Origin of the sequence: Mycolicibacterium baixiangningiae (genome assembly GCF_016313185.1) — a bacterium.
GTDB classification, from domain to species: Bacteria; Actinomycetota; Actinomycetes; order Mycobacteriales; family Mycobacteriaceae; genus Mycobacterium; species Mycobacterium baixiangningiae.
The window spans coordinates 3,797,753-3,820,597 of sequence record NZ_CP066218.1 but is presented as its reverse complement, the minus strand read 5'-3'; the positions used below and the strand labels follow the sequence as shown (position 1 = coordinate 3,820,597).

Here is a 22,845-nt window from a genome sequence, read left to right as displayed (position 1 = left end):
AGTCTACGACGCCCCCGGTGTGCGGGCTGGCACGCTGACAGGCATGGCATTCGGCGACTACCAACTCGAGATCTACCTGCAGGGACTGTCCGGCATCATGCCGAACCTGTCGATGACGTTCGCGGAGTGGGAGGCCAAGGCGCAGTCCGCGATGCCGCCGTCGGTGTACTCCTACGTCGCGGGCGGGGCGGGTGACGAGCGGACCCAGCGGGTGAACCGCACCGCATTCGACAACTGGGGTCTGGTGCCGCGGATGTTCCGCGCCACCCGCGAGCGCGACCTGTCGGTCGAACTCTTCGGATTGTCCTTGCCCGCACCGGTTTTCATGGCGCCCATCGGTGTCATCGGTATCTGCGCGCAGGACGGGCACGGCGACCTCGCCACGGCCCGCGCCGCCGCACGCACCGGGGTGCCGATGGTGGTCTCCACGCTGACCGAAGACCCGCTCGAAGACGTCGCCGCCGAGTTCGGCGATACGCCCGGCTTCTTCCAGCTCTACACCCCGACCGACAGGGAGTTGGCCGCGAGCCTGGTGCAACGCGCGGAGGCGGCCGGATACAAGGGCATCATCGTCACGCTCGACACGTGGGTGCCGGGGTGGCGGCCCCGCGACCTGTCGACGTCGAACTTTCCGCAGCTGCGCGGCCGCTGCCTGGCCAACTACACCAGCGACCCGGTGTTCCGGGCCGGGCTGGCCCAGTCGCCCGAGGAGAACCCGCAGGCCGCGGTGTTCAAGTGGGTGTCCCTGTTCGGCAATCCCCTGACGTGGGACGACCTGCCGTGGCTGCGGTCGCTGACCACGCTGCCGCTCATCGTCAAGGGCATCTGCCACGCCGACGACGCCCGGCGCGCCAAAGACGAGGGCGTCGACGGAATCTACTGCTCCAACCATGGTGGGCGGCAGGCCAACGGCGGCCTGCCCGCCATCGACTGCCTGCCGGGTGTCGTGGAGGCGGCCGACGGGCTGCCGGTGCTCTTCGACTCGGGCATCCGCGGCGGTGCGGACATCGTCAAGGCGCTCGCGCTCGGTGCCACCGCGGTGGGCATCGGGCGGCCGTACGCCTACGGGTTGGCGCTCGGCGGCGTCGACGGTGTCGTCCACGTGCTGCGCTCGCTGCTCGCCGAAGCCGACCTGACCATGGCCGTCGACGGCTATCCGACCTTGGCCGATCTCACCCCGGACACGCTGCGGCGCGTCGGCTAGACACCCGCGGCAGCTCTGCCACGGTAGGGGCGTGGAGTCCGTCCTCGACGAGTTCGACCAGTACCTCGCGCTGGAGCGGGGCCGCTCCGACCACACCCGGCGTGCGTATCGGGGCGATCTGCGGTCGCTGTTCGCATTCGCCGACGAACGGGCACCCGGCGCCGACCTTTCGGCCCTGACCCTGCCGCTGCTGCGTGCATGGCTCTCCGCGCAGGCGTCGGCCGGAACCGCACGCACCACACTGGCCCGGCGGACGTCGGCGGTGAAGACGTTCTCCGCGTGGGCGGTACGCCGCGGACTGATGTCCAGCGATCCGTCCACCCGGTTGCAGATGCCCAAGGCGCGACGGACCCTACCGGCCGTATTGCGCCAGGATCAGGCGCTCGACGCGCTCGACGCCGCGAATTCCGGTGCCCAGCAAGGGGATCCGCTCGCCCTTCGGGACCATCTGATCGTCGAGATGCTGTACGCGACCGGGATCCGGGTGAGCGAACTGTGCGGGCTGGACATCGACGACGTCGACACCGCGCGGCGGCTGTTGCGGGTGCTCGGCAAAGGCGATAAACAGCGCACTGTCCCGTTCGGCGAACCGGCCGAGCAGGCACTGCGGGCGTGGCTGACCGGTGGCCGCCCGGCGTTGGCCACCCCCGAGTCCGGACCCGCGCTGCTGCTCGGGGCCCGCGGGCGGCGCCTCGACCCGCGTCAGGCCCGCACCGTCGTGCACCAGACCGTCGGCGCGGTGGCCGGCGCACCCGACATCGGCCCGCACGGCCTGCGGCACAGCGCCGCCACCCACCTGCTCGAGGGCGGCGCGGACCTGCGCATCGTGCAGGAACTGCTGGGCCACTCGACGCTCGCGACCACCCAGCTGTACACCCACGTCACCGTCGCGCGCCTGCGCGCTGTCCACGACCAGGCCCACCCCCGCGCGTAGCCTCCCGCCCCGCGAAACGCCCTGCCACGAACGGCCACCGTCTGCGGTTAGTGTGGCCGGATGAGAAGCGTCGTGCTGGTCGTGCTCGGAGTTCTGGTGGCGCTGGCGGGCGGGCTCTTCGCGCTGCAGGGGTTCGGGTTCGTCGGGGGCAGCCCGATGAGCGGCACCACGACGTGGTCGATTGCCGGTCCGGTCATCGCAGCGTTGGGTATCGGACTGATCTATGTGGGTTGGCGGTCTGGCAGGTCGTGACGCCCGGCCCGCCTGCCGCGCGAAACAGCATTCCCGGCTACGAAGGCGTCGTCTTGACAGCCGGGAATGCTGTTTCGCGCCAGTGGGTCACGTCCGCGTCGAACACCGTCCGATAGCTCACCCCGAAGCGGTGCCGGCGAGATCGGCCGCGGCGGCCTCCCGGTCGTCGGTCACCACCACCGCCTGGATCAGCGCGTTGAGCTCGATCTGGTCGAACCGGTCGCCTGCGGCGTCGCGCACGCCGGCGATCATCACTCGATTGTCCCGCCGCACCTACCGCAGCGGCAGCAGCCGAACCGGCGTGGTCCCCAACAGGCCCAGCGGGTCGACGTAGTCCGCCCGCGACGCCGGACCCCACATCGCGCCCCAGTGCAGGCACGCGGCGGCCGCGCACCCCGGGTGACCGACCTCGGCCTCACCGATGACCGTGCCGGTGTGCACGCGTTGCCCGGACCGCACCGACGGCGCCACGGGCTCATAGCTGGTGCGCAGGCCGCCGGGATGAGCGATCGAGACCAGCGGCCGTCCGGCCAGGTTGCCGGCGAAGACCACCGTGCCGGCCTGTGCGGCGTACACCGACTGGCCCGGCGCGACGGCCAGATCGACCCCACGGTGCCCGCGCTGCCAATTCGGTGTGGGAGCGTCGAACGTCCGCACCACCGCGGGCCGCGGCCGCAGCGGCCAGTCCAAACGGCCGTCGTCGTCGGCGCGCGCCGGGGCCGCCACCGCGGGGGTCATCAGCAGGGCCAGGAACATCAGCACCGCAACCATCCGCATCGTCACAGTTCAGGTGGTTGTCCGCGGAATCGCCAGAGGTGCGCCGCCGGCCTGTGGAGGGGGCGTCCGCTGTGGACAAAGCACCTGTTCCGACGGTGTAAACTCCAACGTGCAGTTCGCATCGAGCGGACTGACTTCGCGTGTCTGCATCTCGACTTCCACGTCGTACCGGATGCCGGCGGTCCCGTCTGAAAGCGGGTCCGGCACTCCAGCAGGCACCAGGGCCCGGCATCACCCGACGCTGGGCGACAACCGACAACATAAGGACATGGCTGACTATGGCCGTCGTAACCATGAAGCAGCTGCTCGACAGCGGCGCTCATTTCGGGCATCAGACCCGTCGTTGGAATCCCAAGATGAAGCGGTTCATCTTCACCGACCGCAACGGCATCTACATCATCGATCTGCAGCAGACGCTGACCTATATCGACAAGGCGTACGAATTCGTCAAGGAGACGGTCGCGCACGGCGGTTCGATCATGTTCGTCGGCACCAAGAAGCAGGCGCAGGAGTCCATCGCCCAAGAGGCGACTCGCGTCGGCATGCCCTACGTGAACCAGCGCTGGCTGGGCGGCATGCTCACCAACTTCTCCACCGTGCACAAGCGTCTTCAGCGCATGAAGGAGCTCGAGGCCATGGAGCAGACCGGTGGCTTCGAGGGTCGCACCAAGAAGGAAATCCTGATGCTGACCCGCGAGAAGAACAAGCTCGAGCGGTCGCTGGGCGGTATCCGCGACATGCAGAAGGTGCCCTCGGCCGTCTGGATCGTCGACACCAACAAGGAGCACCTCGCGGTCGCGGAAGCTCGCAAGCTGAACATCCCGATCATCGCGATCCTCGACACCAACTGCGATCCCGACGTGGTCGACTACCCGATTCCGGGCAACGACGACGCCATCCGCTCCGCTGCGCTGCTGACCAAGGTGGTGGCCTCCGCGGTCGCCGAGGGTCTGCAGGCCCGGGCCGGCGGCGGTAACGGCAACAAGCCGGAGGCCGGCCAGGACGGGCTGGTCGCCGAGCCGCTCGCCGAGTGGGAGCAGGAACTGCTCGCCGGCGCGACGGCGTCGCCGACCGCGGCCGGTGCCGCGCCCGGTACGCCCGAGGCGGACATCCAGACCGAACCCACCATCGCCCAGAACCCGTAGGGAAGGCTTATATGGCGAACTACACCGCTGCCGACGTCAAGCGGCTTCGGGAGCTGACCGGCGCCGGCATGATGGCTTCGAAGAATGCGCTCGTCGAAGCCGACGGCGACTTCGACAAGGCCGTCGAACTGCTGCGCATCAAGGGCGCCAAGGACGTCGGCAAGCGCGCTGAGCGCGCGACCGCCGAGGGCCTGGTCGCCGCCAAGGACGGCGCACTGATCGAGCTGAACTCCGAGACCGACTTCGTCGCCAAGAACGCGGAGTTCCAGTCGGTGGCCGATCAGATCGTCGCCGCGGCCGCCGCCGCCAAGGCCACCGATGTCGACGCCCTCAAGGCTGCGAAATCGGGTGACACCACCGTCGAGCAGGTCATCGCGGACCTGAGCGCCAAGATCGGCGAGAAGCTCGAACTGCGCCGCGTCGCCTACTTCGACGGCAACGTCGAGACCTACCTGCACAAGCGCGCCGCGGATCTGCCGCCGGCCGTGGGTGTGCTGGTGGAGTATGAGGGCGACGACAAGGGGGCGGCGCACGCGGCCGCCCTGCAGATCGCCGCGCTCAAGGCCAAGTACCTCACCCGTGAGGACGTGCCCGAGGACGTCGTCGCCAACGAGCGTCGCATCGCCGAGGAGACGGCCCGCAACGAGGGCAAGCCCGAGCAGGCACTGGCGAAGATCGTCGAGGGCCGGGTCACCGGTTTCTACAAGGACGTCGTGCTGCTCGATCAGCCGTCGGTGTCCGACAGCAAGAAGACGGTCAAGGCGTTGCTGGACGACGCCGGCGTGACCGTGACCCGGTTCGTCCGGTTCGAGGTCGGTCAGGCCTGACCCGCGACCAGACGTAAAAGTGCCCCGGAACGCGCGTTCCGGGGCACTTTTACGTCTGCTCGGCGTCGTGCGGAATCCGTCGCACCCCGACCACACCAACGACGGTGGCGGCTCGATCCGGATTCCCGCGTCCTGCAACGGACTGGTCGGGCTCAAACCGTCGCGCGGCCGGCTCCCGCTGGACCGCGATATGCGGCAGATGCCGCTGCGCATCGTCGCCAACGGCGTCGTGACCCGGTCGGTGCGTGACACCGCCGCGTTCTACCGCGAGATGGAGCGGGTCTACCGCAATCCCACGCTGCCGCCGATCGGAGACGTCACCGGCCCGGGGCAGAAGCGGCTGCGGATCGCGGTGTGCACACACTCGATCGCCCGGGAAGCCGGTGCCGAGGTCCGCGAGGCCACAACGAAAACCGCTGCGCTGCTAGAGGAGTTGGGTCACCGCGTCACGCCGATCGACAACCCGATACCCGAGCGCTTCATGGGGGACTTCCTGCTGTACTGGGCGTTCCTGTCGTTCGCCCTCGTCCGCGGCGGCCGCCGGACGTTCGGCGCGAGCTTCGACCGCACGCGTCTGGACAACCTCACCCTCGGGTTGGAGGCCCACGCCGCCCGCAATCTGCGCCGTTTGCCGGTCGCCATCGCCCGGTTGGCGCGCACCCGCCGCGTCACCGCCGCGCTGGCCCGGAACTACGAGGTGGTGCTCACCCCGACGGTGGCCGAGCCGCCACCGCGGATCGGACACCTCGACCCGACGGCGGACTACGAGCAGATCATCGATCGGCTGGTCGACTGGGTGGCGTTCACCCCGCTACAGAACGCGACCGGCGACCCGGCGATCTCGTTGCCCCTCGGTGAATCCGGCACCGGGCTGCCCATCGGGATGATGTTCGCATCGACGGTGGGTCAGGAGCCCCGGCTACTGGAACTGGCATACGAACTCGAGCAGGCGCGGCCCTGGCGGCGTCTCCAGGAAGCCTCCTGACCGGTCTTTGCGGGCGCGACGACCGGGCGTCGACGACGAAATCCGTTGTGCGCGGACACGTCGACGTAACCACGTCCGGACGGAGTTAACCTCCGCGACACCGCGCGCAGCGGTGGGTGAAACAACTCGATCCCACCATCGCTGACTGTGGAGACCAGTAAGGTCAACAACGCAACCACGTCCGTTCGATCACCGATGATCGCTTCCTCCTCCGGGAACACCTTCGGGTGCCTCGTCCGGTTCGCGCTGGCCAACATCCGCCGACGCCCCGAGCGATTCGTGCTGTCGGTTCTCGGGATCGCGCTGGCGATCGCCTGTGTGACGGTCGTGCGTACGATCTCGTCGAGTTTCGCCATCACAGGCGCTGATTCGGTCGCCGACGTGCTCGGTGACGCGCAGCTGTGGGTGGTGCCCGCCGCCGGTGTGCAGTACGACGCCGACACGCAGGCGCTCATCGCCGGTGGCGCCGCCCCGGAGATCGAGGTTCCCCCGGGGTGGACCGCCACCCGCACCCTGTCGGGCCGCGCAGAGGCCAACGGGGTTCCGGTGTCGCTGCGCGGGACCGACGAAACGCCGTCTGGCGAAGCTGTTTTCGGTTCCGCAGTGGCCGAACGTCTTGCCGTGTCCCCAGGCGACCACGTCGACGTCGACGGGCACGATCTCGTCGCCTCCGTGACCGGTACCGGTCAGTCGGTCACGGTGGCCTCCTCGGTCGCCCGGGCCGTGGTCGGCGACGACGGCTGGTGGATCGTCAATGCGCCTGCGGGACAGGAGAAGCGGCGCGATCTCGCCCAGCAGTTCAGCGCGGCCACCGGGCTGAAGTCGACCGCCGACCCGTCACTCGCGCCGGATCCCGGAGGTGACGGCCTGATCTACGACACCGTCGGAGGTACCGGACCGCTGTCGTTCGAGCAGAAGTTCTCGGCGCTGTTCTCGGGGAAGGTGACGAGTTCGACGCTCGGGCTGATCTCGACCATCGGGCTGGCGTTGGGGTTCGTGATCGCGGTGTCGTCGTTCCTGGCTGCGGTCTCCGAACGCAAGCGCGAATTCGGCATCATGTCGAGCATCGGCCTCGCCGACGAGGTGCTGTACTTCTTCCTCGTCGAATCGGCGCTCGTGTTCTTCGTCGCCTATCTGGTCGGGGTGCTGGGCGCCGGCGCCGCGGTGGCACTGGTGATTACGGATATCGCGACACCGGTCGCGTGGGCGCAGGCCGCGGGCATGGTCGCGGCGTTCATCCCCGCGATGGCGATCGTCGGTGCGCTCGTCCCCGTGCACCGGTTGCTGCAACAACGTCCGGTCGACCTCCTGGGGGCTCGCTAGTGTTACGCAGAGGACTGTCCTACGGCTGGCTGTCGGCCCGCCGCCGTATCGGCGAGATGGTGCTGCCCGTCGTCACCACGGCGACCGGCGCGTTCCTGGTGGTGATCGTGTTCGGCATGTCCGAAGGCATCCGGGACCAATCCGCGTCACTCGGACACGCCGACGAGCTCAACCGCGCCGTCATCCTCATCGCCGTCAGCGTGCTGCTGGTCGGCGTCGTCGAGGTGGCGGTGGCCACCACCCGGACCGTGGCGAACCGCACCCGCGAGCTGGGCGTGCTGGCGGCCAACGGGATTCCGCGCTTGCCGGTCGTCGCCGCACTGCTCGTCGAACCCGTCGTCGCCGCGGTCCTCGGATCCCTGGCCGGGGCCGCTTTGGCGGCGCTGGCCGGCGTCGTCCTCGGCGTCACCGGGTTGGCAGCCAGCGGCGTCGCGGTCAGCGGGGTGGTGGCCGGCGCCGTCATCGCCGTCGGCGTCAGCATCGTCGCGGCACTGGCCACCAGCGTCCTTCCCACCTGGGCGGCCGCGTCGCGTCCGCCGATCCGCTCCCTGACCGCAGGAGGCTGACAATGACCGCCATCGAAGAACGCCGGGACCCCGACGCGACCACGCCACCGCCGCAGCCGGTCATCGAGATCGCCGACGTCTGGAAGCTGCACAAACTCGGTGACGAGGTCGTTCGCGCACTCGTCGCCGCCGACCTGACGATCATGCCCGGCGAGTTCGTCTGCCTCATGGGCCCCAGCGGCAGCGGAAAATCCACCCTGCTCAACATCATCGGCGGGCTGGACAGGCCGACCAAGGGTTCGGTGACCGTCGCCGGGCGCGACACCCGCACCCTGACCGAGAGCCAGTTAGCCGCGCTGCGCCACGACACCATCGGGTTCATCTTCCAGAGCTACAACCTCATCCCGTTCCTCTCGGCGGTCGAGAACGTCGAGCTGCCGTTGATGTTCGAACCCTACGACCGCAAAGCGTTGCGCACCAGAGCGATCGAGCTTCTCGAACTGGTCGGCCTCGGCCACCGCATCCACCACCAGCCGACCAAGATGTCCGGCGGCGAACAGCAGCGCACGGCGATCGCGCGCTCGTTGATCAGCAATCCGACGCTCGTGCTCGCCGACGAGCCGACGGCCAACCTCGACCACCGCACGGGGGAGACGGTGGTGCGCATGCTGCGCGACCTGTGTTCGACGCTGGGCGTCACGGTCGTCGCGAGCACCCACGATCCCACGGTGGCCGAAGAAGCGAGCCGTGTCGTCCGCATGAAAGACGGACAGATCGTCACCTGACCCCTACCCCTCAACATCTTTCGGGAGAACCATGACCGCCGAACTCTCGGCGCCCCCACCCAAGGGGCGCGATGCGCTGATGACCACCGAGCTCGTCCCTGAGCAGATCCTGCCCAAGGTGATGAGCACGTTCGGGCTTACGGCCGCCTACGTTTTCATCATCTGCTGGGTCACCGGATCGTCGGTGATGGCCGGCGGGGGGTGGACGGCCATCCCGATGTGGGTGCTCGGCATCCTCACCTTCCTGATTCCCGCCGGAATGGCCGTGGTGGAACTCGGCAACCTGTGGCCGGGTCAGGGCGGGGTGTACATCTGGGCCTACCGGACGATGGGCGAGACCTGGGGGTTCGTCGGCGGTTACCTGTCGTGGGTGCCGGTGATCCTCAACGCCGCCTCGTCACCGGCGGTGGTGCTGCAGTTCCTGCTGCTGGCCTTCCACGCCGAACTCGGCCTGACCATCAGCATCATCCTGCAGCTGGTGATTCTCTGGACCGTCATCGGACTGGCGTTGGCGAAACTCGCAGCGAACCAACGCATCATGAACGTGGTGTTCGTCGTCTACGGCGTGCTGACGCTGACAATCTTCGTCTGCGGTCTGCTCTTCGCCGTCGAGAACGGCTCGGCCACGCCCTTCAGTTGGGCCGAGGCGACCATTCCGAACTTCGCTGTCGCCGGCTTCCTCTATGGCACCGTGCTGCTGTACCTGCTCGGGGTCGAGACGCCGTACAACATGGGCGCGGAATTCCTGTCCGTTCGGCGCAGTGGGCCGCGCATGATCCTGTGGGGTTCGACGGCGCTCGTCGTGATCTATCTGATGACTACGCTCGGCACCATGATGGCGCTCCCCGGTGACGAGATCGATCCGGTCACCGGAATCATCGGAATGCTCGACGTCGCCGGCTTCCCGGGCCTCATGGAGATATGCGCGGTCGTCTTGGCCGGCATCATCATCGTGGCGCTGATGACCTATCAGGTGGCGTACTCGCGCCTGATCTTCGTCTCCGGGCTGGAGCGTCACCTACCGCGCATCTTCACCCACCTCAACCCCCGCACCCGTAATCCGGTGTCGGCCATCCTCATTCAGGGCGTCATCTCGTCGCTGATCCTGGTCGGTTTGTACTCCCAGAGCAGCATGGCCAACGTCACCATCTACCTGCAGGGCGGACTGTCGACGGTCTGGCTGCTGTCCGGGTTCTTCTTCCTGATCCCGTTGATCGTCGCGCGCAAGAAGTACGCCGATCGCTACGAGAACGAGACATTCTGGCGGATCCCCGGCGGGATGGTCGGCGTGTGGCTCGTGGTCATCGTCGGCTCATTGGGAACCGTCGGCGGCATCTACTACTCCTTCGTGACACCGTGGATCGATGTGCCGCAAGCCACGTGGATGACGTGGGTGGGCGGGATCAGCCTGGGTATGTTCGCCCTCGGTCTGGTCGTGTACGTCTTCGGCCGCCGCTCGGCCCACAAGACGAACCAGGACGACGCGCTGGCCCACCTGGCGGTCCTCGATCTGAACAAAACCGAATCGCCCAACCCGGAAAGAGGTTGACACCCATATGACCGTCAACAGCAACGTCCTGCAGGCAGACACCACCGATGGTGCGGTCGCCTACCCACTCGATCCGCTCAGTGGCGCGGAGATCGAGGCGGCGGCGGCGATCATCATCGACTCCGAATACGCGACGCCGACACTGAAATTCGTGATGATCTCGCTCGCTGAGCCGGCCAAGACCCCCGAGTTGACCTTCGAAGGTCTCGACGGCGTATCCCGCCGGGCGTTCGCCACCATGTACGACGGCGGGGCCAAACTCGTCTACGAGGCGATCGTCGACCTCGGGGCCCGTGTCATCGACTCCTGGAAGGCCGTACCCGGCCGCTTCCCGTCCTACCTCGTCGAGCACATGACCGGCGTCGAGGAGGTGGTGCGGCAGGATCCGCGCTGGCAGGAGGCGATGCGCAAACGCGGCGTCACCGACTTCAGCCTGGCGATGATCGATCCGTGGCCCGCCGGTTACTACGGTCAGCAGGACCACTACGACAACTCACCGCTGATCTGCCGTCCCCTGACGTTCATGCGGGCCGCCCCGTCCGAACACGGATACGCCCGGCCTGTCGAGGGATTGATCGTCACGTTCGATCTCGACGCGATGAAGGTGATCGACGTCGAGGACCACGGCGTGGTGCCGTTGCCGCCGACCGCCGGCAACTACAGCGAGCAGTTCATGTTCGACCCGAACAACCGGCCGGCGTTCACGGAATTCCGCGACGATGTCAAACCCATCGAGATCACCCAGCCCGACGGTCCGAGCTTCACCGTCGACGGCTGGAAGGTGCAGTGGCAGAAATGGTCGATGCGGGTCGGGTTCAACCCCCGCGAAGGCATTGTGCTGCACGAGGTCACCTACACCGATCGAGGCGAGACCCGCCCGATCGTGTACCGGGCGTCGCTGTCGGAAATGGTGGTGCCCTACGGCGACACCGCTCCGACGCACTGGAACAAGAACGTCTTCGACATGGGCGAGGTCGGAATGGGGTTCTCGGCGAACCCGCTGACCCTGGGGTGCGACTGTCTCGGCGAGATCTTCTACTTCGACGGGACGGTCAACGACTCGGCCGGAAACGCGGTGACCATCCCGAACGCCATCTGCATGCACGAGGAGGACTACGGAATCTCGTGGAAGCACACCGACTTCCGCACCGGTGAGGTCGAGGTGCGGCGGTCGCGACGGCTCGTCGTGTCGATGATCTGCACCGTCGGCAACTACGAGTACGGCTTCTTCTGGTACTTCTACAACGACGCCTCGATGGAGGTCGAGGTCAAACTGTCGGGGGTGCTGACCACCGGAGCCGTACCCGACGGGGAGGAGCCGCGCTGGGGGAAGATGGTGGCGCCGGGGATCTACGGCCCGAACCACCAGCACTTCTTCAGCTTCCGGCTCGACATGAGCATCGACGGTCCCGGAAACAGTGTCTACGAGGTGGATTCGATCCCCGAACCCGATCCGGCGCTCAACCCACACCACAACGCGTGGATCACCCGCGACACGCTGGTCGCGTCGGAGGCCGAGGGCGCACGCGACTGGGACTGGTCGACCGGCAGGTACTGGAAGGTCGCCAACCCGTCGAAGCGCAACGAACTCGGCGCACCCGTGGCCTACAAGCTGACGCCCAAGGACGTCGTGCCGGTGATGGTGCAGGAGGGCTCCCACATCTACGACCGTGCACGGTTCGTCCAGCACAACCTGTGGGTGACGCGCTACGACCCCGCCGAGTTGTATGCCGCAGGCGATTACATGTACCAGTCGGCCGATGTGCAGGGCCTGCCGGTGTACATCGCCGACGACGCTCCGCTGGAGGACACCGACGTCGTGCTTTGGTACACCGTCGGCGCGCATCACGTGGTCCGGCCCGAGGACTGGCCGGTGATGCCGTGCGCCTACACCGGATTCCACCTCAAGCCGGTCGGCTTCTTCGATGGCAACCCGGCGCTCGACCTGCCGCCGTCGCCGCCGAAGGCGTGCCACGCGCACCACGCGGCGGGCCTGCCGGTCGCCGACGTCGCCCGGGAGTCGTAAAGCGGGGCCGCGACACTACGGTTGTTGACGGAATTCGCGCGGCGGTTTCAGGCTGTCGTTGCAACAGTGGGCGGTTTTGAGAGTAGTTCGTTGAGGGCTTCGGCCGGGGTTTTCCAGTTCAGGGTTTGGCGTGGTCGTCCGTTGAGTTCGGCGGCGACGTTGTCGAGGATGCCCGGCCCGTGGACTGATAGATCGGTGCCTTTGGGGAAGTACTGGCGCAGTAGGCCGTTGGTGTTTGCGTTGCTGCCGCGTTGCCATGGTGAGTGTGGATCGCAGAAGTAGATGTCCAACTCGGTGGCCGCGGCGATGGCAAGGTGGTTGGCCATCTCTTTGCCTTGGTCCCAGGTCAATGAGCGGCGGAGATGCTCGGGCAGTTCGGCCATCTTGGCCACGATGGCGTCCTGCACGGCGAGGGCTCCGTGGTTGTGGGGTAGGTGCAGCAGCATCACGAACCGTGTGGTGCGTTCGACGAGCGTGCCGATCGCCGATGCCGATTCGGTGCTGCCCAGAATGAGGTCGCCTTCCCAGTGGCCGGGCACGGCGCGGTCGGCGACCTCGGGGGGTCGTTCGCTGATCATGACCATGTTCGGGATGCGTCCGCGCCGTTCTCCGGGTCGAGTGCGTGGCCGGCGCACCGCACGTTTGGTCCGTAGACACGTGGCCAGTTCGCGGCGCAGCGATCCGCGGCCCTGCAGGTAAATGGCCTGGTAGATCGCCTCGTGTGACACCCACATCTCCGGTTCGTCGGGGAACTCGACGCGCAGCCGCCGGGCGATCTGCGCGGGGCTGTGACGCAGCTTCAACCGAGTTTGCACTTCCCGGCGTAAACGCAGCTCAGTGGCCAGTCGCCGATCCTTGGGACGCCGAGCGTTGAACGCGCAGCGGTCGTGGGCTGCGCTGGCCTGATAGCGCACCACAGCGGTGCGTCCGCTCTGCCGGGCACCGAAGGCGTGCTTGCGGCGATAACCCGACGTGGGCGAGGTCGAGCGATTGGGCCGGTCGCCGTTGTTGTCGATTTCGCGCTTGATCGTCGAGGGCGCTCGACCCAGGCGTCGCGCCATCGAGCGCAACGATTCACCGGCATGCACCCCCGCTTGGATCTCGATGCGTTCCTCAAGGGTCAGACGTCGTCGCGGCCCGGATGACGTCACAGCTGGCTTCGCTGGTTTCACCCCGCCAGCCTCACGGAACCACCGCCACCCGCACCCCGCCGACACGCCGACGGCGACCCCAGCATCAGCCGGACTGAGCCCCCGCCGAATGTGATTCCAGTACGCCGGCTTCCGAGACTGAAATGGCACACGAGCCATCGCAACACTCCTCATTCAAAAGGGTGTTGCAACGACCCCCTGAGACCGCCCGCGAATTCCGTCAACAACCGTAGTGTCGGCGCAGGAAGTCGGCGGCGGCCCGGGCCAGCGACTGCGGGCCGGTGCGCAGCGCCTCGGCGAGCGGGGTTCCGGGTGCGGTGATGCCGACGATCTCGTCGACGCCGTGGTCGAGCAGGACCGACGCGTCGTCGGCGACCCGGCCGGCGAAGATGACCACCCGGGTCCCGGTGCGGGCGGCGACGCGGGCGACCCCGAACGGTGTCTTGCCGAGCAGGGTCTGCGCGTCGACGCCGCCCTCGCCGGTGAACACCCACTGCGCACCCCGCAGCGCCTGCTCCAGTCCGACCGTCTCGGCCACCACCTCGACGCCGGGACGGCTTGTGGCGCCCAGGAATTCGAGCAGGGCGAAGCCGAGCCCACCGGCCGCGCCCGCACCGGGTGTGTCGGTGTGCGCAGCGTCGGCCACCGCGGCGAACCGGGTCAATGCGGCCTCCAACCGGGCGACGTCGTCGGGTGTCGCACCCTTCTGCGGGCCGAACACCGCGCTGGCGCCGCCGGGTCCCAGCAGCGGTGCGGTGACGTCACAGGCCAGTTGGATGCGCACATGCGCAAGGCGCGGATCGAGGCCGCTCAGGTCGATGCGGTGCAGGTCGGCCAGCGCGGCTCCGCCCGGCGGCAGCGGTGCGCCCGCCGCGTCGGTGAGCGAGGCGCCCAGGGCGGTGAGCATGCCGACGCCTGCGTCGTTGGTGGCCGACCCGCCGAGCCCGACCAGGAATTCTCCGGCCCCGCGGTCGAGTGCGTGTGCGATCAACTGCCCGACCCCGAAGGTGCTGGCGCGCAACACATCTCGCTCGTCGGGGGCGATGAGCTCCAACCCCGCCGCGGCGGCCATTTCGATCACCGCCAGGCGGCGGCCCGGGACGTAACCGTAGCGGGCGGGGATAGCGCGCCCGAGGGCATCGGCAACCTCGACGGTGACGATCTCGCCGTCGAGCGCGTCGACCACCGCGTCGACGGTGCCCTCACCGCCGTCGGCCATCGGGACCCCGACGCATTCGGTGTCGGGCAGGGCGGCGAGCACGCCGTCACGCATGGCGCTGATGGCCTCGGCCGCGCTCATGGACTCCTTGAAGGAGTCCGGCGCCAGAACGATTTTCACGAGACCGGGGTCAGCGCGGGCCGGCCGGCCAGTACGGCCGCGACGTTGTCGACGGCCAGGATTCCCATGGCGTCGCGGGTCGCCTCGCCGGCGCTGGCGATGTGCGGGGTGAGGACGAGGTTCGGGGCGTCGAGCAGCGCGGGATTGACATGGGGTTCATTCTCGAACACATCCAGCGCGGCGCCACCGATACGCCCGGCGGTGAGTGCGTCGATGAGAGCCGTCTCGTCGACGACCCCGCCGCGCGCGGTGTTGACCAGGTACGCGGTCGGCTTCATGCGAGCGAACGCCGCGGCGTCGATGAGATGGCGGGTTTCGGGGGTGAGCGGGGTCAGCACGCACACCACGTCGCTCTCGGCCAGCAGCGTGTCGTTGTCGACGAACCGGACGCCGTCGTCGACTCCGGAGGTGCGACTGCGCGAGGTGGCCAACACCGTCATGTCGAATGCGCGGGCCCGTTTCGCGACCGCCTTGCCGATGCGGCCGTAGCCGAGGATGCCGAGTGTGGCACCCGCGCTGACGTCGAGGCCGACGAGCATGCGCGGTCCCCAGATCCAGGGCTGACGTGAGCGCAGGAACCGGTCACCGTCGATGACCCGCCGCGTGACGGCGAGGATCAACGCGAACGTGTGGTCGGCGGTGGCGTTGTCGAGCACGCCCGGGGTGTTGGTCACCGTCACCCCGGCGGCGCGGGCAGCCCCGACGTCGATGTTGTCGTAACCGACGGCCACGTTGGCGACCACCCGCAGCCCGTCGCCGGCCACGGCGAGCAGGTCGGCGTCCACCCGTTCGGTCAGCGTCACCACTGCGGCGCTCGCGCCCGCGATGCCGGCTTCGAGTGCGTCGCGCGTTGGCGGGTTGTCGTCCCCGATCCGGACGGGCCGGCTCAGCTCGCGGAGCCGCTCCATGGCGCCGTCGGTGAGCAGTCGCGACACGTACACGTGCCCGGCTGGGGTCGTCATGACGTCCGACTCTAGTCCGAACCCAGGGCGACCAGGATCCGCTTGAACTCCCGCCGCTGGGCCTCGGTGAGATCGGTCATCAGCCGCCGGTCCGCGGCTCGCACACCGGTGTCGGTGCGCGCCAACAGGTCTCGGCCCCGTTCGGTGAGTTCCGCAGGCAGGGAGCGGCCGGAGGCGACGGTATCCGGGCGGTCGACCAGGCCGCGTTCCTGCAGTGTCCGCACCACCATGTTCATGGCCTGTGGCGAGACGCCGGTGTCACGGGCCAGTTCGGCGTTGGACCGGCCCGGCCGCCTCGACACCATCCGCAGGCAGATGTACTGCGGGAAGGTCAGCCCCAGGGGCTCCAGCACGGTGGCGGTCACGTCGCCGCGCAACGCGGCGGCCACTCGGTGCAGCAGAAAGCCCAGTGGCTGGTCCTCGAGGAAATCGGACATGTCAACGATATTGACATGTATCAACGTGGTTGATATCAACGGGTGTATGACCACACCGCACGAGATGTTCGAATCCGCTTACCGTGGCGATGCCCCGGAATTCGTGGGGTTCCGCCCGCCGTGGAGCATCGGCGAACCACAGCCCGAGATCGCGGCGCTCATCGAGGCGGGGAAATTCCACGGCGACGTGCTCGACGCCGGCTGCGGGGAAGCGGCCACCGCGCTGTACCTCGCCGAGCGCGGTTTCACGACTGTCGGGCTGGACGCCGCGCCGACCGCCATCGCCATGGCGCGCGCCGAGGCGGCCCGCCGCGGCCTGACCAACGCCACCTTCGACGTCGCCGACATCAGCGACTTCGGCGGATATGACGGCCGGTTCGGCACGATCGTCGACAGCACGCTGTTCCATTCGATGCCGGTCGAACTGCGCGAGGGGTATCAGCGCTCCATCGTGCGCGCCGCGGCCCCGGGCGCCTCGTATTTCGTCCTGGTGTTCGACGCGGCGGGCATGCCGGCCGACAGCCCCGTGAATCCCGTCACCGAGCAGGAATTGCGTGATGCGGTCTCCGGGTACTGGGAGGTCGACGAGGTCCGGCCGGCCCGTATCCATGCCAACATGCCGGCCAGCTTCCCTGGCGCGGACGAATTCGGCGGATCCGGCATGCGAGACGAGCCCAACGGCCGCAAATCGGTGCCGGCTTGGCTGCTTTCCGCCCACCTCGCCTGACCGGTTGCCGGGCGGATTCCGCTGCCCCGGCCACATCGGGAACCCCGCATGAGGCAGGATGGGTGTGCCCCTGGGGGAGCGCCCGGTACGTCGCAGCGAGGAGGCCGAAAGACCGATGTCCGAGCCGAACAACAACCACGGCGACGGCGCGGCAGTCGGCGAGATCCGGCCGCTGTACAGCCGAGTGCTGCTCAAACTGGGCGGCGAGATGTTCGGTGGCGGGGCCGTCGGCCTCGATCCAGACGTCGTGCACCTCGTGGCACGTCAGATCGCCGAGGTGGTGCGCAGCGGTGTCCAGGTGGCCGTCGTCATCGGCGGCGGCAACTTCTTCCGCGGCGCGCAGTTGCAGCAGCGCGGTATGGAACGCACGCGCAGCGACTACATGGGCATGCTCGGCACGGTGATGAACAGCCTCGCGCTGCAGGACTTCCTCGAGAAGGAAGGCATCGACACCCGCGTGCAGACGGCCATCACGATGGGCCAGGTGGCGGAGCCCTATATCCCGCTGCGTGCGGTGCGCCACCTCGAGAAGGGCCGCGTGGTCATCTTCGGCGCCGGGATGGGTCTGCCGTACTTCTCCACCGACACCACAGCGGCTCAGCGCGCGCTGGAGATTGGTGCGGAAGTGGTGTTGATGGCCAAGGCGGTCGACGGCGTCTACACCGCCGATCCCCGCAAGGACCCGAACGCCCAGCTGCTCACCGCGATCAGCCATCGGGAGGTCATCGATCGGGGCCTGGCGGTGGCCGACGCCACCGCGTTCTCGCTGTGCATGGACAACGGCATGCCGATCCTGGTCTTCAACCTGCTGACCGACGGGAATATCGCCCGCGCGGTCGCGGGTGAGAAGATCGGAACACTCGTCACCACCTGACTCGGCGCCAGGCACGCGAGCACGCACATAAAAGGAGAAGCCGTGATCGACGAAACCCTCTTCGATGCCGAAGAGAAGATGGAGAAAGCGGTGTCGGTGGCGCGCGACGACCTGGCGTCGATCCGCACCGGCCGCGCGAACCCGGGCATGTTCTCCCGGATCCACGTCGACTACTACGGGTCCTCCACTCCGATCACCCAGCTGTCGAGCATCAACGTGCCCGAGGCGCGCATGGTGGTCATCAAGCCCTACGAGGCCAATCAGCTGCGCAACATCGAGGATGCGATCCGCAACTCCGACCTCGGGGTCAACCCCACCAATGACGGCAACATCATCCGGGTGTCCATCCCGCAGCTGACCGAAGAGCGTCGCCGCGACCTGGTCAAGCAGGCCAAGGGCAAGGGTGAGGATGCCAAGGTGTCGGTGCGCAACATCCGCCGCAAGGCGATGGAAGAGCTGGCGCGCATCAAGAAAGACGGTGAGGCGGGCGAGGACGAGGTCGGCCGCGCGGAGAAGGACCTCGACAAGACCACGCACACCTACACCAGCCAGATCGACGAGCTGGTGAAGCACAAAGAGGGCGAGTTGCTGGAGGTCTAGTGGCCTTTCAGCAGCAAGCGAGTCCTGTGTCGGAAACACCGGTCGACGAACCGCACAAGAAATCGTCGCGTGCGGGGCGCAATCTTCCCGCCGCCATCGCGGTGGGTTGTGCGCTCGGCTTCGGGTTGATCGCCATCCTGCTCTTCGCGCCGTACCTGTGGCTGGTGCTGGTGGCGCTGGCCGTGGCGATCAGCACCTACGAGGTGAGCAGTCGGCTGACGGAGGCCGGCTACCGCATACCGATGATCCCGCTGCTCGTGGGCGGTCAGGCCACGCTGTGGTTGACCTGGCCGTTCGGCCCGGCCGGCGCGCTCGGCGGATTCGCGGCCACCGTCGTCGTCTGCATGATCTGGCGACTGATCGGTCAAGGTCTCAACCACACGCCGCAGAACTATTCGCGTGACATCGCCGCGGCCGTGTTCCTGGCGACGTGGGTGCCGCTGTTCGCGAGTTTCGGTGCCCTGCTGATCTATCCGGAAGACGGCGCCAACCGGGTGTTCTGTCTGATGCTCGGCGTGGTGTTCTCCGACATCGGTGGCTACGTGGCGGGGGTGCTGTTCGGCAGGCACACGATGGCGCCGGCGATCAGCCCGAAGAAGTCCTGGGAGGGACTGGCCGGATCGCTGCTGTTCGGCGGGACCGCCTCGGTGCTCGCGGTGGTCTATCTGCTGGACAAGCCGTGGTGGGCCGGTGTCGCGCTCGGGGTGATGCTGGTGATCACCGGCACACTCGGCGACCTGATCGAGTCCCAGTTCAAACGCGACCTCGGGATCAAGGACATGAGCAATCTGCTGCCGGGTCACGGCGGGATGATGGACCGGATGGACGGAATGCTGCCGTCAGCTGTCGCGACCTGGATCGTGCTGACGCTGCTGGCCTGACGCCGTGGCGCCGGGAGGAGCGCGCATTGAGCCAGCAGGCCAACGCGCCGAGCACCAACCCGACGCCGATGCCGATGTCGATGCGCTCGCCCAGCATGAAGTACGACATGACGCCCGCGACAGCAGGGATGACGCAGAACAGCATCGCGACCGACGACGCGCCGTGCAGGTTGATCGCCCGCACGTACAGCGACAGGCCGAGCGTGGCGTTGAGCAGGACGACGGCGGCCACGGCGAACCCCGCCCTGGTGGCGTCATGCACCTCGAACGGGGTGGTGAGCGTCAGCGCGAGCGCAGGCAGGAACGCGACGGCGTTCTGCACGGCGGAGGAAGCGCGAAAGTCGACGTCGGCGCAGAATCGCTGTTGGTACACCCCGCCGGCGGCCAGTCCGAACAGCGCGACGAGCAGGAGCAGCACCATCGGATCGACCCCGCGTTCAGCCACGAGCCGGTTAGCGCACGCGGCGAGCACCGCCGCCACGCCCAGCACCAGCGCGACGATCCGCCCGGCGTGCAGACGGTCGCGCAGGAACCCCGCGGCGAGCAGGGCGGTCACGACCGGGTTCATCGCGATGACCACCGCGCACAACACCGCCGGGGCGCCCCGCTGGATCGCGTAGTACAGCGCGCAGAACTGCACGGCCTGCATCAACAGAGCGGTGACGGCGACGTGCCCCAACGTGCGGCCGGTGGGGAAGCCCACCCTGAGGACGGCCGCCCACGCGCCGAGGATGAGCGACGCGAGCCCGAAGCGGATCGACAAGACGGCCATCGGTGTCATGGCGTGCACCGCGAGGTTGCCGATCGGATAGCCGAGGGCGAACGTCACGGTCACCGCCGATGCGGTGCGCAGCGGCATGCGGGTGGGCGTCATGGTGCCATGGTGGGCGGCGACGGGCGACGCGGTCCAACGATTATCGACGATCGAGACCGATCACGTCTCATGATCGGTTGGACCCTTGGCGCTGAAGTTCTGTTGCGGCGACGGGTTTTTTGATCGTCACTGCTGATCGGAGTACCTTGACCCTATGGCACAGGTGCTCGACATCGCACCGCTGCGCAGCGTCGTGGCGGTCGCCGACTGTGGCGGATTTCACCGCGCAGCGGCCGTCCTGCATCTCACGCAGTCGGCGGTCAGCCAGCACGTCCGCCGCGTCGAAGCGGTCGTCGGCGCGCCGATCGTCGAGCGTGCGGGGCGCGGTGTCGCCTTCACCGAGCTGGGTTACCGCGTGCTCGCCCACGCCCGCACCATCCTGGCCGCCCACGACGCCGCACTCACCGATCTGGGTGCCGCCGAAGAGCGGGTGCTGCTGATCGGCGCCACCGAACACGGCGCCGACGTGTTGCTGCCCGGGTTGACGGCGGCGCTGGGGGAGCGGCTGCCCGGCTGGCGCCTGCGGTTCCGGCTCGATCGCAACGTCATGCTCGCCGACGCCATCGAACACGGCGCGGTCGATCTCGCGGTGATGCTCGACGGTTCCGGCCTGGACCCCGCGAACGCGGCGGGGATGGTGCCGTTGAAGTGGATCTCGGCGCGCACCTTCGCGGGATCGGCCACCGACCCGCTGGCGGTCGTGATGTATTCCGAACCGTGCACGCTGCGTGAGCCGACCTTCGTCGCGCTCGACCGCATCGGGGTGCCGTATTTCATCGCCGCCGAGAGTTCGGACCTGTCCGGTCTGCTGGCGGCCGTGCGATCCGGGCTCGGGGTGGCGCTGCTGCCGGTGATCGGGCGGTTGGCCGACGGCCTGTGCCTCGCCGAGGGGCTGGCACCCACCAGCCGCGCCTCGGTGTTCGTGCGGGGACGCCACGGCGTCGACCCGGACATCCTGGCCGCCGCCGAGCAGGCGGTGCGCGACGTACTGACCGAACAAGCCTGATACTGGACGGATCATGAAACAGAACCTGGTCTTCGAAGCACCGCGACGGGGAATGCCGCCGCGGCACTTCGCCGACCTCGACGCCGAAGGCCGCGCCGCCGCCGTCGCCGAACTCGGCATGCCGGCGTTCCGCGCGAAGCAGCTGGCCAATCAGTACTACGGCCGGCTCATCGCCGATCCGGAGTCGATGACCGACCTGCCCGCCGCTGTGCGCGCCACGATGGCGCAGGCGCTGTTCCCCGATCTGCTGTCGGTGGTGCGCGCCGTCGAGTGCGACGCGGGGGAGACGCGAAAGACGTTGTGGCGCGCCAAGGATGGCGCGACGTTCGAGTCCGTGCTCATGCGCTACGCGGACCGCAACACCGTCTGTATCTCCTCACAGGCGGGCTGCGGCATGGCATGTCCGTTCTGTGCGACCGGGCAGGGCGGGTTGATGCGCAACCTGTCGGCCGCCGAGATCCTCGAGCAGGTGCGCTCGGCAGCGGCCGAACTGCGCGACCGCGACGGGGAAGGGACCGCACGCTCCGGCGGGCAGGAACGAAGTGACGCGGGGAATCAGCACGGCGGACGCCTGTCGAACATCGTGTTCATGGGGATGGGCGAACCGCTGGCCAACTACAACCGGGTGATCGCCGCGGTGCGGCGCATCGTCGCGCCGTCGCCCAACGGGTTCGGCATCTCGGCACGGTCGGTGACGGTGTCGACGGTCGGCCTCGCGCCGGCGATCCGCAAACTCGCCGACGAACGGCTCAACGTCACACTCGCGTTGTCGCTGCACGCCCCGGACGACGAACTGCGGGACACGCTGGTCCCGGTGAACAACCGCTGGAAGGTCAGCGAAGCACTCGAGGCCGCGCGGTACTACGCGGATGTCACCGGACGCCGGGTGTCGATCGAGTACGCACTGATCCGCGACGTCAACGATCAGCCCTGGCGTGCCGATCTGCTCGGCAAGCGCCTCCACGGCGCGCTCGGCCCGCTCGTCCACGTCAACCTGATCCCGCTCAACCCCACGCCGGGAAGTCAGTGGGATGCGAGCCCCAAGCCCGTCGAGCGCGAGTTCGTCCGGCGCGTCCGCGAGCGTGGTGTCTCCTGCACGGTGCGTGACACCCGCGGCCGCGAGATCGCCGCGGCCTGTGGGCAATTGGCCGCCGAAGGTTGATCCGCCTCCCCCGAGACTGCTGGGAGATCACGCTCGGCGGGGTTTTGGTGATCTGGCCGCAGTTTCGGCGGCGGTGTCGTCAGCCGGTGCGCGCGGGCGCGTTGGTGAACCAGATGTTCTCTTCGCGCAGGTGTCTGCTGCGCCAGCCGTGGGGGGTGCGCACCAGTTCGTGGTGGTAGTAGCCGCCGCAGGAGCTGATGTCGGGCATGCCGGGCAGTTGCATGGGGTTGTAGAACATGGCCCGCACCCGAGCGCCGTCATCGGAGCGCTCGAGGATTTCGATGTTGGTGATGTAGTGCATGCTCCACGGGAGCACCCCGAAGTTGGCGGCGAACCAGTCGACGACCTCGTCGCGGCCACCGGCGATGGCGCCGGCCGAGGAGTAATCGATGTGGGCGTCGTCGGTGAACACCGACCGGTAGAGCTCCCAGTCCTTGGTGTCCACGGCGCGGGCGTACCGGCAGAGCAGCGCGGCGATCTCGGCCGAATCGCTCATCATCTGTGGTTCGCTCGCACGCT

At 68.1% G+C, this 22,845-nt stretch carries 23 protein-coding genes and 2 pseudogenes; 17 read left to right on the top strand and 8 right to left on the bottom strand.

Annotated elements, in window-relative coordinates:
- Window positions 1-43: 43 nt before the first annotated feature.
- From I7X18_RS18025 to I7X18_RS18015, 3 genes are read left to right on the top strand one after another with little or no spacing between them, the layout of a single operon-like run.
- Window positions 44-1,204, top strand: coding sequence for an alpha-hydroxy-acid oxidizing protein (locus I7X18_RS18025; protein WP_193043414.1), 1,161 nt, complete (start codon window positions 44-46; stop codon window positions 1,202-1,204).
- A 31-nt stretch (window positions 1,205-1,235) separates the two neighbouring features.
- Window positions 1,236-2,138: a tyrosine recombinase XerC gene (locus I7X18_RS18020; protein WP_193043413.1), complete on the top strand. Its 903-nt coding sequence runs from the start codon at window positions 1,236-1,238 to the stop codon at window positions 2,136-2,138.
- A 60-nt stretch (window positions 2,139-2,198) separates the two neighbouring features.
- Complete coding sequence (locus I7X18_RS18015) at window positions 2,199-2,390, top strand: hypothetical protein (protein ID WP_193043412.1); 192 nt, start codon at window positions 2,199-2,201, stop codon at window positions 2,388-2,390.
- Between the two features lie 120 nt (window positions 2,391-2,510).
- On the opposite strand, the pseudogene I7X18_RS18010 reads toward I7X18_RS18015, so the two are convergent.
- A pseudogene (locus tag I7X18_RS18010) lies at window positions 2,511-2,639 on the bottom strand (LLM class F420-dependent oxidoreductase); the annotation flags it as partial.
- A 24-nt stretch (window positions 2,640-2,663) separates the two neighbouring features.
- Window positions 2,664-3,167, bottom strand: coding sequence for a M23 family metallopeptidase (locus I7X18_RS18005; protein ID WP_193043411.1), 504 nt, complete (start codon window positions 3,165-3,167; stop codon window positions 2,664-2,666).
- Between the two features lie 278 nt (window positions 3,168-3,445).
- On the opposite strand from I7X18_RS18005, the gene rpsB reads away from it, so the two are divergent.
- The 8 genes and pseudogenes from rpsB to I7X18_RS17965 all read left to right on the top strand — a co-directional run bounded on the left by rpsB (window position 3,446) and on the right by I7X18_RS17965 (window position 12,313).
- Window positions 3,446-4,312 carry a 30S ribosomal protein S2 gene (rpsB, locus tag I7X18_RS18000; protein WP_193043410.1) on the top strand — a complete coding sequence of 289 codons (867 nt, stop codon included), beginning with the start codon at window positions 3,446-3,448 and terminating at the stop codon, window positions 4,310-4,312.
- Window positions 4,313-4,323: 11 nt separating this feature from the next.
- Window positions 4,324-5,139 carry a translation elongation factor Ts gene (tsf, locus tag I7X18_RS17995; RefSeq protein WP_193043409.1) on the top strand — a complete coding sequence of 272 codons (816 nt, stop codon included), beginning with the start codon at window positions 4,324-4,326 and terminating at the stop codon, window positions 5,137-5,139.
- 58 nt (window positions 5,140-5,197) lie between these two features.
- Window positions 5,198-6,124: pseudogene (locus I7X18_RS17990) on the top strand (amidase); the annotation flags it as partial.
- A 147-nt stretch (window positions 6,125-6,271) separates the two neighbouring features.
- On the top strand, window positions 6,272-7,447 hold the full coding sequence (locus I7X18_RS17985) for an ABC transporter permease (protein ID WP_193043408.1): 1,176 nt from the start codon (window positions 6,272-6,274) through the stop codon (window positions 7,445-7,447).
- Complete coding sequence (locus tag I7X18_RS17980; RefSeq protein WP_193043407.1) at window positions 7,447-8,013, top strand: FtsX-like permease family protein; 567 nt, start codon at window positions 7,447-7,449, stop codon at window positions 8,011-8,013. Before I7X18_RS17985 ends, I7X18_RS17980 begins: the two co-directional genes overlap by 1 nt.
- 2 nt (window positions 8,014-8,015) lie before the next feature.
- On the top strand, window positions 8,016-8,738 hold the full coding sequence (locus I7X18_RS17975) for an ABC transporter ATP-binding protein (RefSeq protein ID WP_193043406.1): 723 nt from the start codon (window positions 8,016-8,018) through the stop codon (window positions 8,736-8,738).
- A 31-nt stretch (window positions 8,739-8,769) separates the two neighbouring features.
- Entirely contained in the window at window positions 8,770-10,287 is a 1,518-nt protein-coding gene (locus I7X18_RS17970) for an APC family permease (RefSeq protein ID WP_193043405.1), read from the top strand.
- Window positions 10,288-10,294: 7 nt separating this feature from the next.
- Window positions 10,295-12,313 carry a primary-amine oxidase gene (locus I7X18_RS17965; RefSeq protein WP_193043404.1) on the top strand — a complete coding sequence of 673 codons (2,019 nt, stop codon included), beginning with the start codon at window positions 10,295-10,297 and terminating at the stop codon, window positions 12,311-12,313.
- Window positions 12,314-12,360: 47 nt separating this feature from the next.
- Here the strand turns inward: I7X18_RS17965 and I7X18_RS17960 are convergent, their stop codons facing one another.
- The 4 genes from I7X18_RS17960 to I7X18_RS17945 all read right to left on the bottom strand — a co-directional run bounded on the left by I7X18_RS17960 (window position 12,361) and on the right by I7X18_RS17945 (window position 16,202).
- Window positions 12,361-13,623, bottom strand: a complete 1,263-nt coding sequence (locus I7X18_RS17960; protein WP_193043403.1) for an IS30 family transposase — start codon at window positions 13,621-13,623, stop codon at window positions 12,361-12,363.
- Between the two features lie 61 nt (window positions 13,624-13,684).
- Window positions 13,685-14,803, bottom strand: coding sequence for a glycerate kinase (locus I7X18_RS17955; protein WP_193043402.1), 1,119 nt, complete (start codon window positions 14,801-14,803; stop codon window positions 13,685-13,687).
- Window positions 14,800-15,765: a 2-hydroxyacid dehydrogenase gene (locus tag I7X18_RS17950; protein ID WP_193043401.1), complete on the bottom strand. Its 966-nt coding sequence runs from the start codon at window positions 15,763-15,765 to the stop codon at window positions 14,800-14,802. Before I7X18_RS17950 ends, I7X18_RS17955 begins: the two co-directional genes overlap by 4 nt.
- Window positions 15,766-15,776: 11 nt before the next feature.
- Complete coding sequence (locus I7X18_RS17945; protein WP_193043400.1) at window positions 15,777-16,202, bottom strand: MarR family winged helix-turn-helix transcriptional regulator; 426 nt, start codon at window positions 16,200-16,202, stop codon at window positions 15,777-15,779.
- A 46-nt stretch (window positions 16,203-16,248) separates the two neighbouring features.
- Here I7X18_RS17945 and I7X18_RS17940 point away from each other — a divergent pair, with 46 nt between their 5' ends.
- The 4 genes from I7X18_RS17940 to I7X18_RS17925 all read left to right on the top strand — a co-directional run bounded on the left by I7X18_RS17940 (window position 16,249) and on the right by I7X18_RS17925 (window position 19,284).
- Complete coding sequence (locus I7X18_RS17940; RefSeq protein ID WP_193043399.1) at window positions 16,249-16,929, top strand: class I SAM-dependent methyltransferase; 681 nt, start codon at window positions 16,249-16,251, stop codon at window positions 16,927-16,929.
- Between the two features lie 115 nt (window positions 16,930-17,044).
- A complete protein-coding gene (gene pyrH / locus I7X18_RS17935) occupies window positions 17,045-17,803 on the top strand; it encodes a UMP kinase (RefSeq protein WP_193043398.1) in 759 nt (252 codons plus the stop codon).
- A gap of 42 nt (window positions 17,804-17,845) precedes the next feature.
- On the top strand, window positions 17,846-18,403 hold the full coding sequence (gene frr / locus I7X18_RS17930; protein ID WP_193043397.1) for a ribosome recycling factor: 558 nt from the start codon (window positions 17,846-17,848) through the stop codon (window positions 18,401-18,403).
- Window positions 18,404-18,429: 26 nt separating this feature from the next.
- Window positions 18,430-19,284, top strand: coding sequence for a phosphatidate cytidylyltransferase (locus I7X18_RS17925; protein ID WP_193043396.1), 855 nt, complete (start codon window positions 18,430-18,432; stop codon window positions 19,282-19,284).
- Here the strand turns inward: I7X18_RS17925 and I7X18_RS17920 are convergent.
- Window positions 19,175-20,158 (bottom strand): DMT family transporter, encoded by a 984-nt coding sequence (locus I7X18_RS17920; RefSeq protein ID WP_193043395.1) that lies wholly within the window; start codon window positions 20,156-20,158, stop codon window positions 19,175-19,177. The genes I7X18_RS17925 and I7X18_RS17920 overlap by 110 nt on opposite strands.
- A 154-nt stretch (window positions 20,159-20,312) precedes the next feature.
- Between I7X18_RS17920 and I7X18_RS17915 the strand changes: the two genes are divergently transcribed.
- Together I7X18_RS17915 and rlmN are read left to right on the top strand one after the other, a co-directional pair.
- A complete protein-coding gene (locus tag I7X18_RS17915; protein WP_193043394.1) occupies window positions 20,313-21,164 on the top strand; it encodes a LysR family transcriptional regulator in 852 nt (283 codons plus the stop codon).
- 13 nt (window positions 21,165-21,177) lie between these two features.
- Window positions 21,178-22,326, top strand: coding sequence for a dual-specificity RNA methyltransferase RlmN (rlmN, locus tag I7X18_RS17910; protein WP_193043393.1), 1,149 nt, complete (start codon window positions 21,178-21,180; stop codon window positions 22,324-22,326).
- A gap of 79 nt (window positions 22,327-22,405) precedes the next feature.
- Here rlmN and I7X18_RS17905 read toward each other — a convergent pair whose 3' ends face one another.
- Window positions 22,406-22,825, bottom strand: coding sequence for a nuclear transport factor 2 family protein (locus tag I7X18_RS17905; protein ID WP_193043979.1), 420 nt, complete (start codon window positions 22,823-22,825; stop codon window positions 22,406-22,408).
- Window positions 22,826-22,845: the final 20 nt, after the last annotated feature.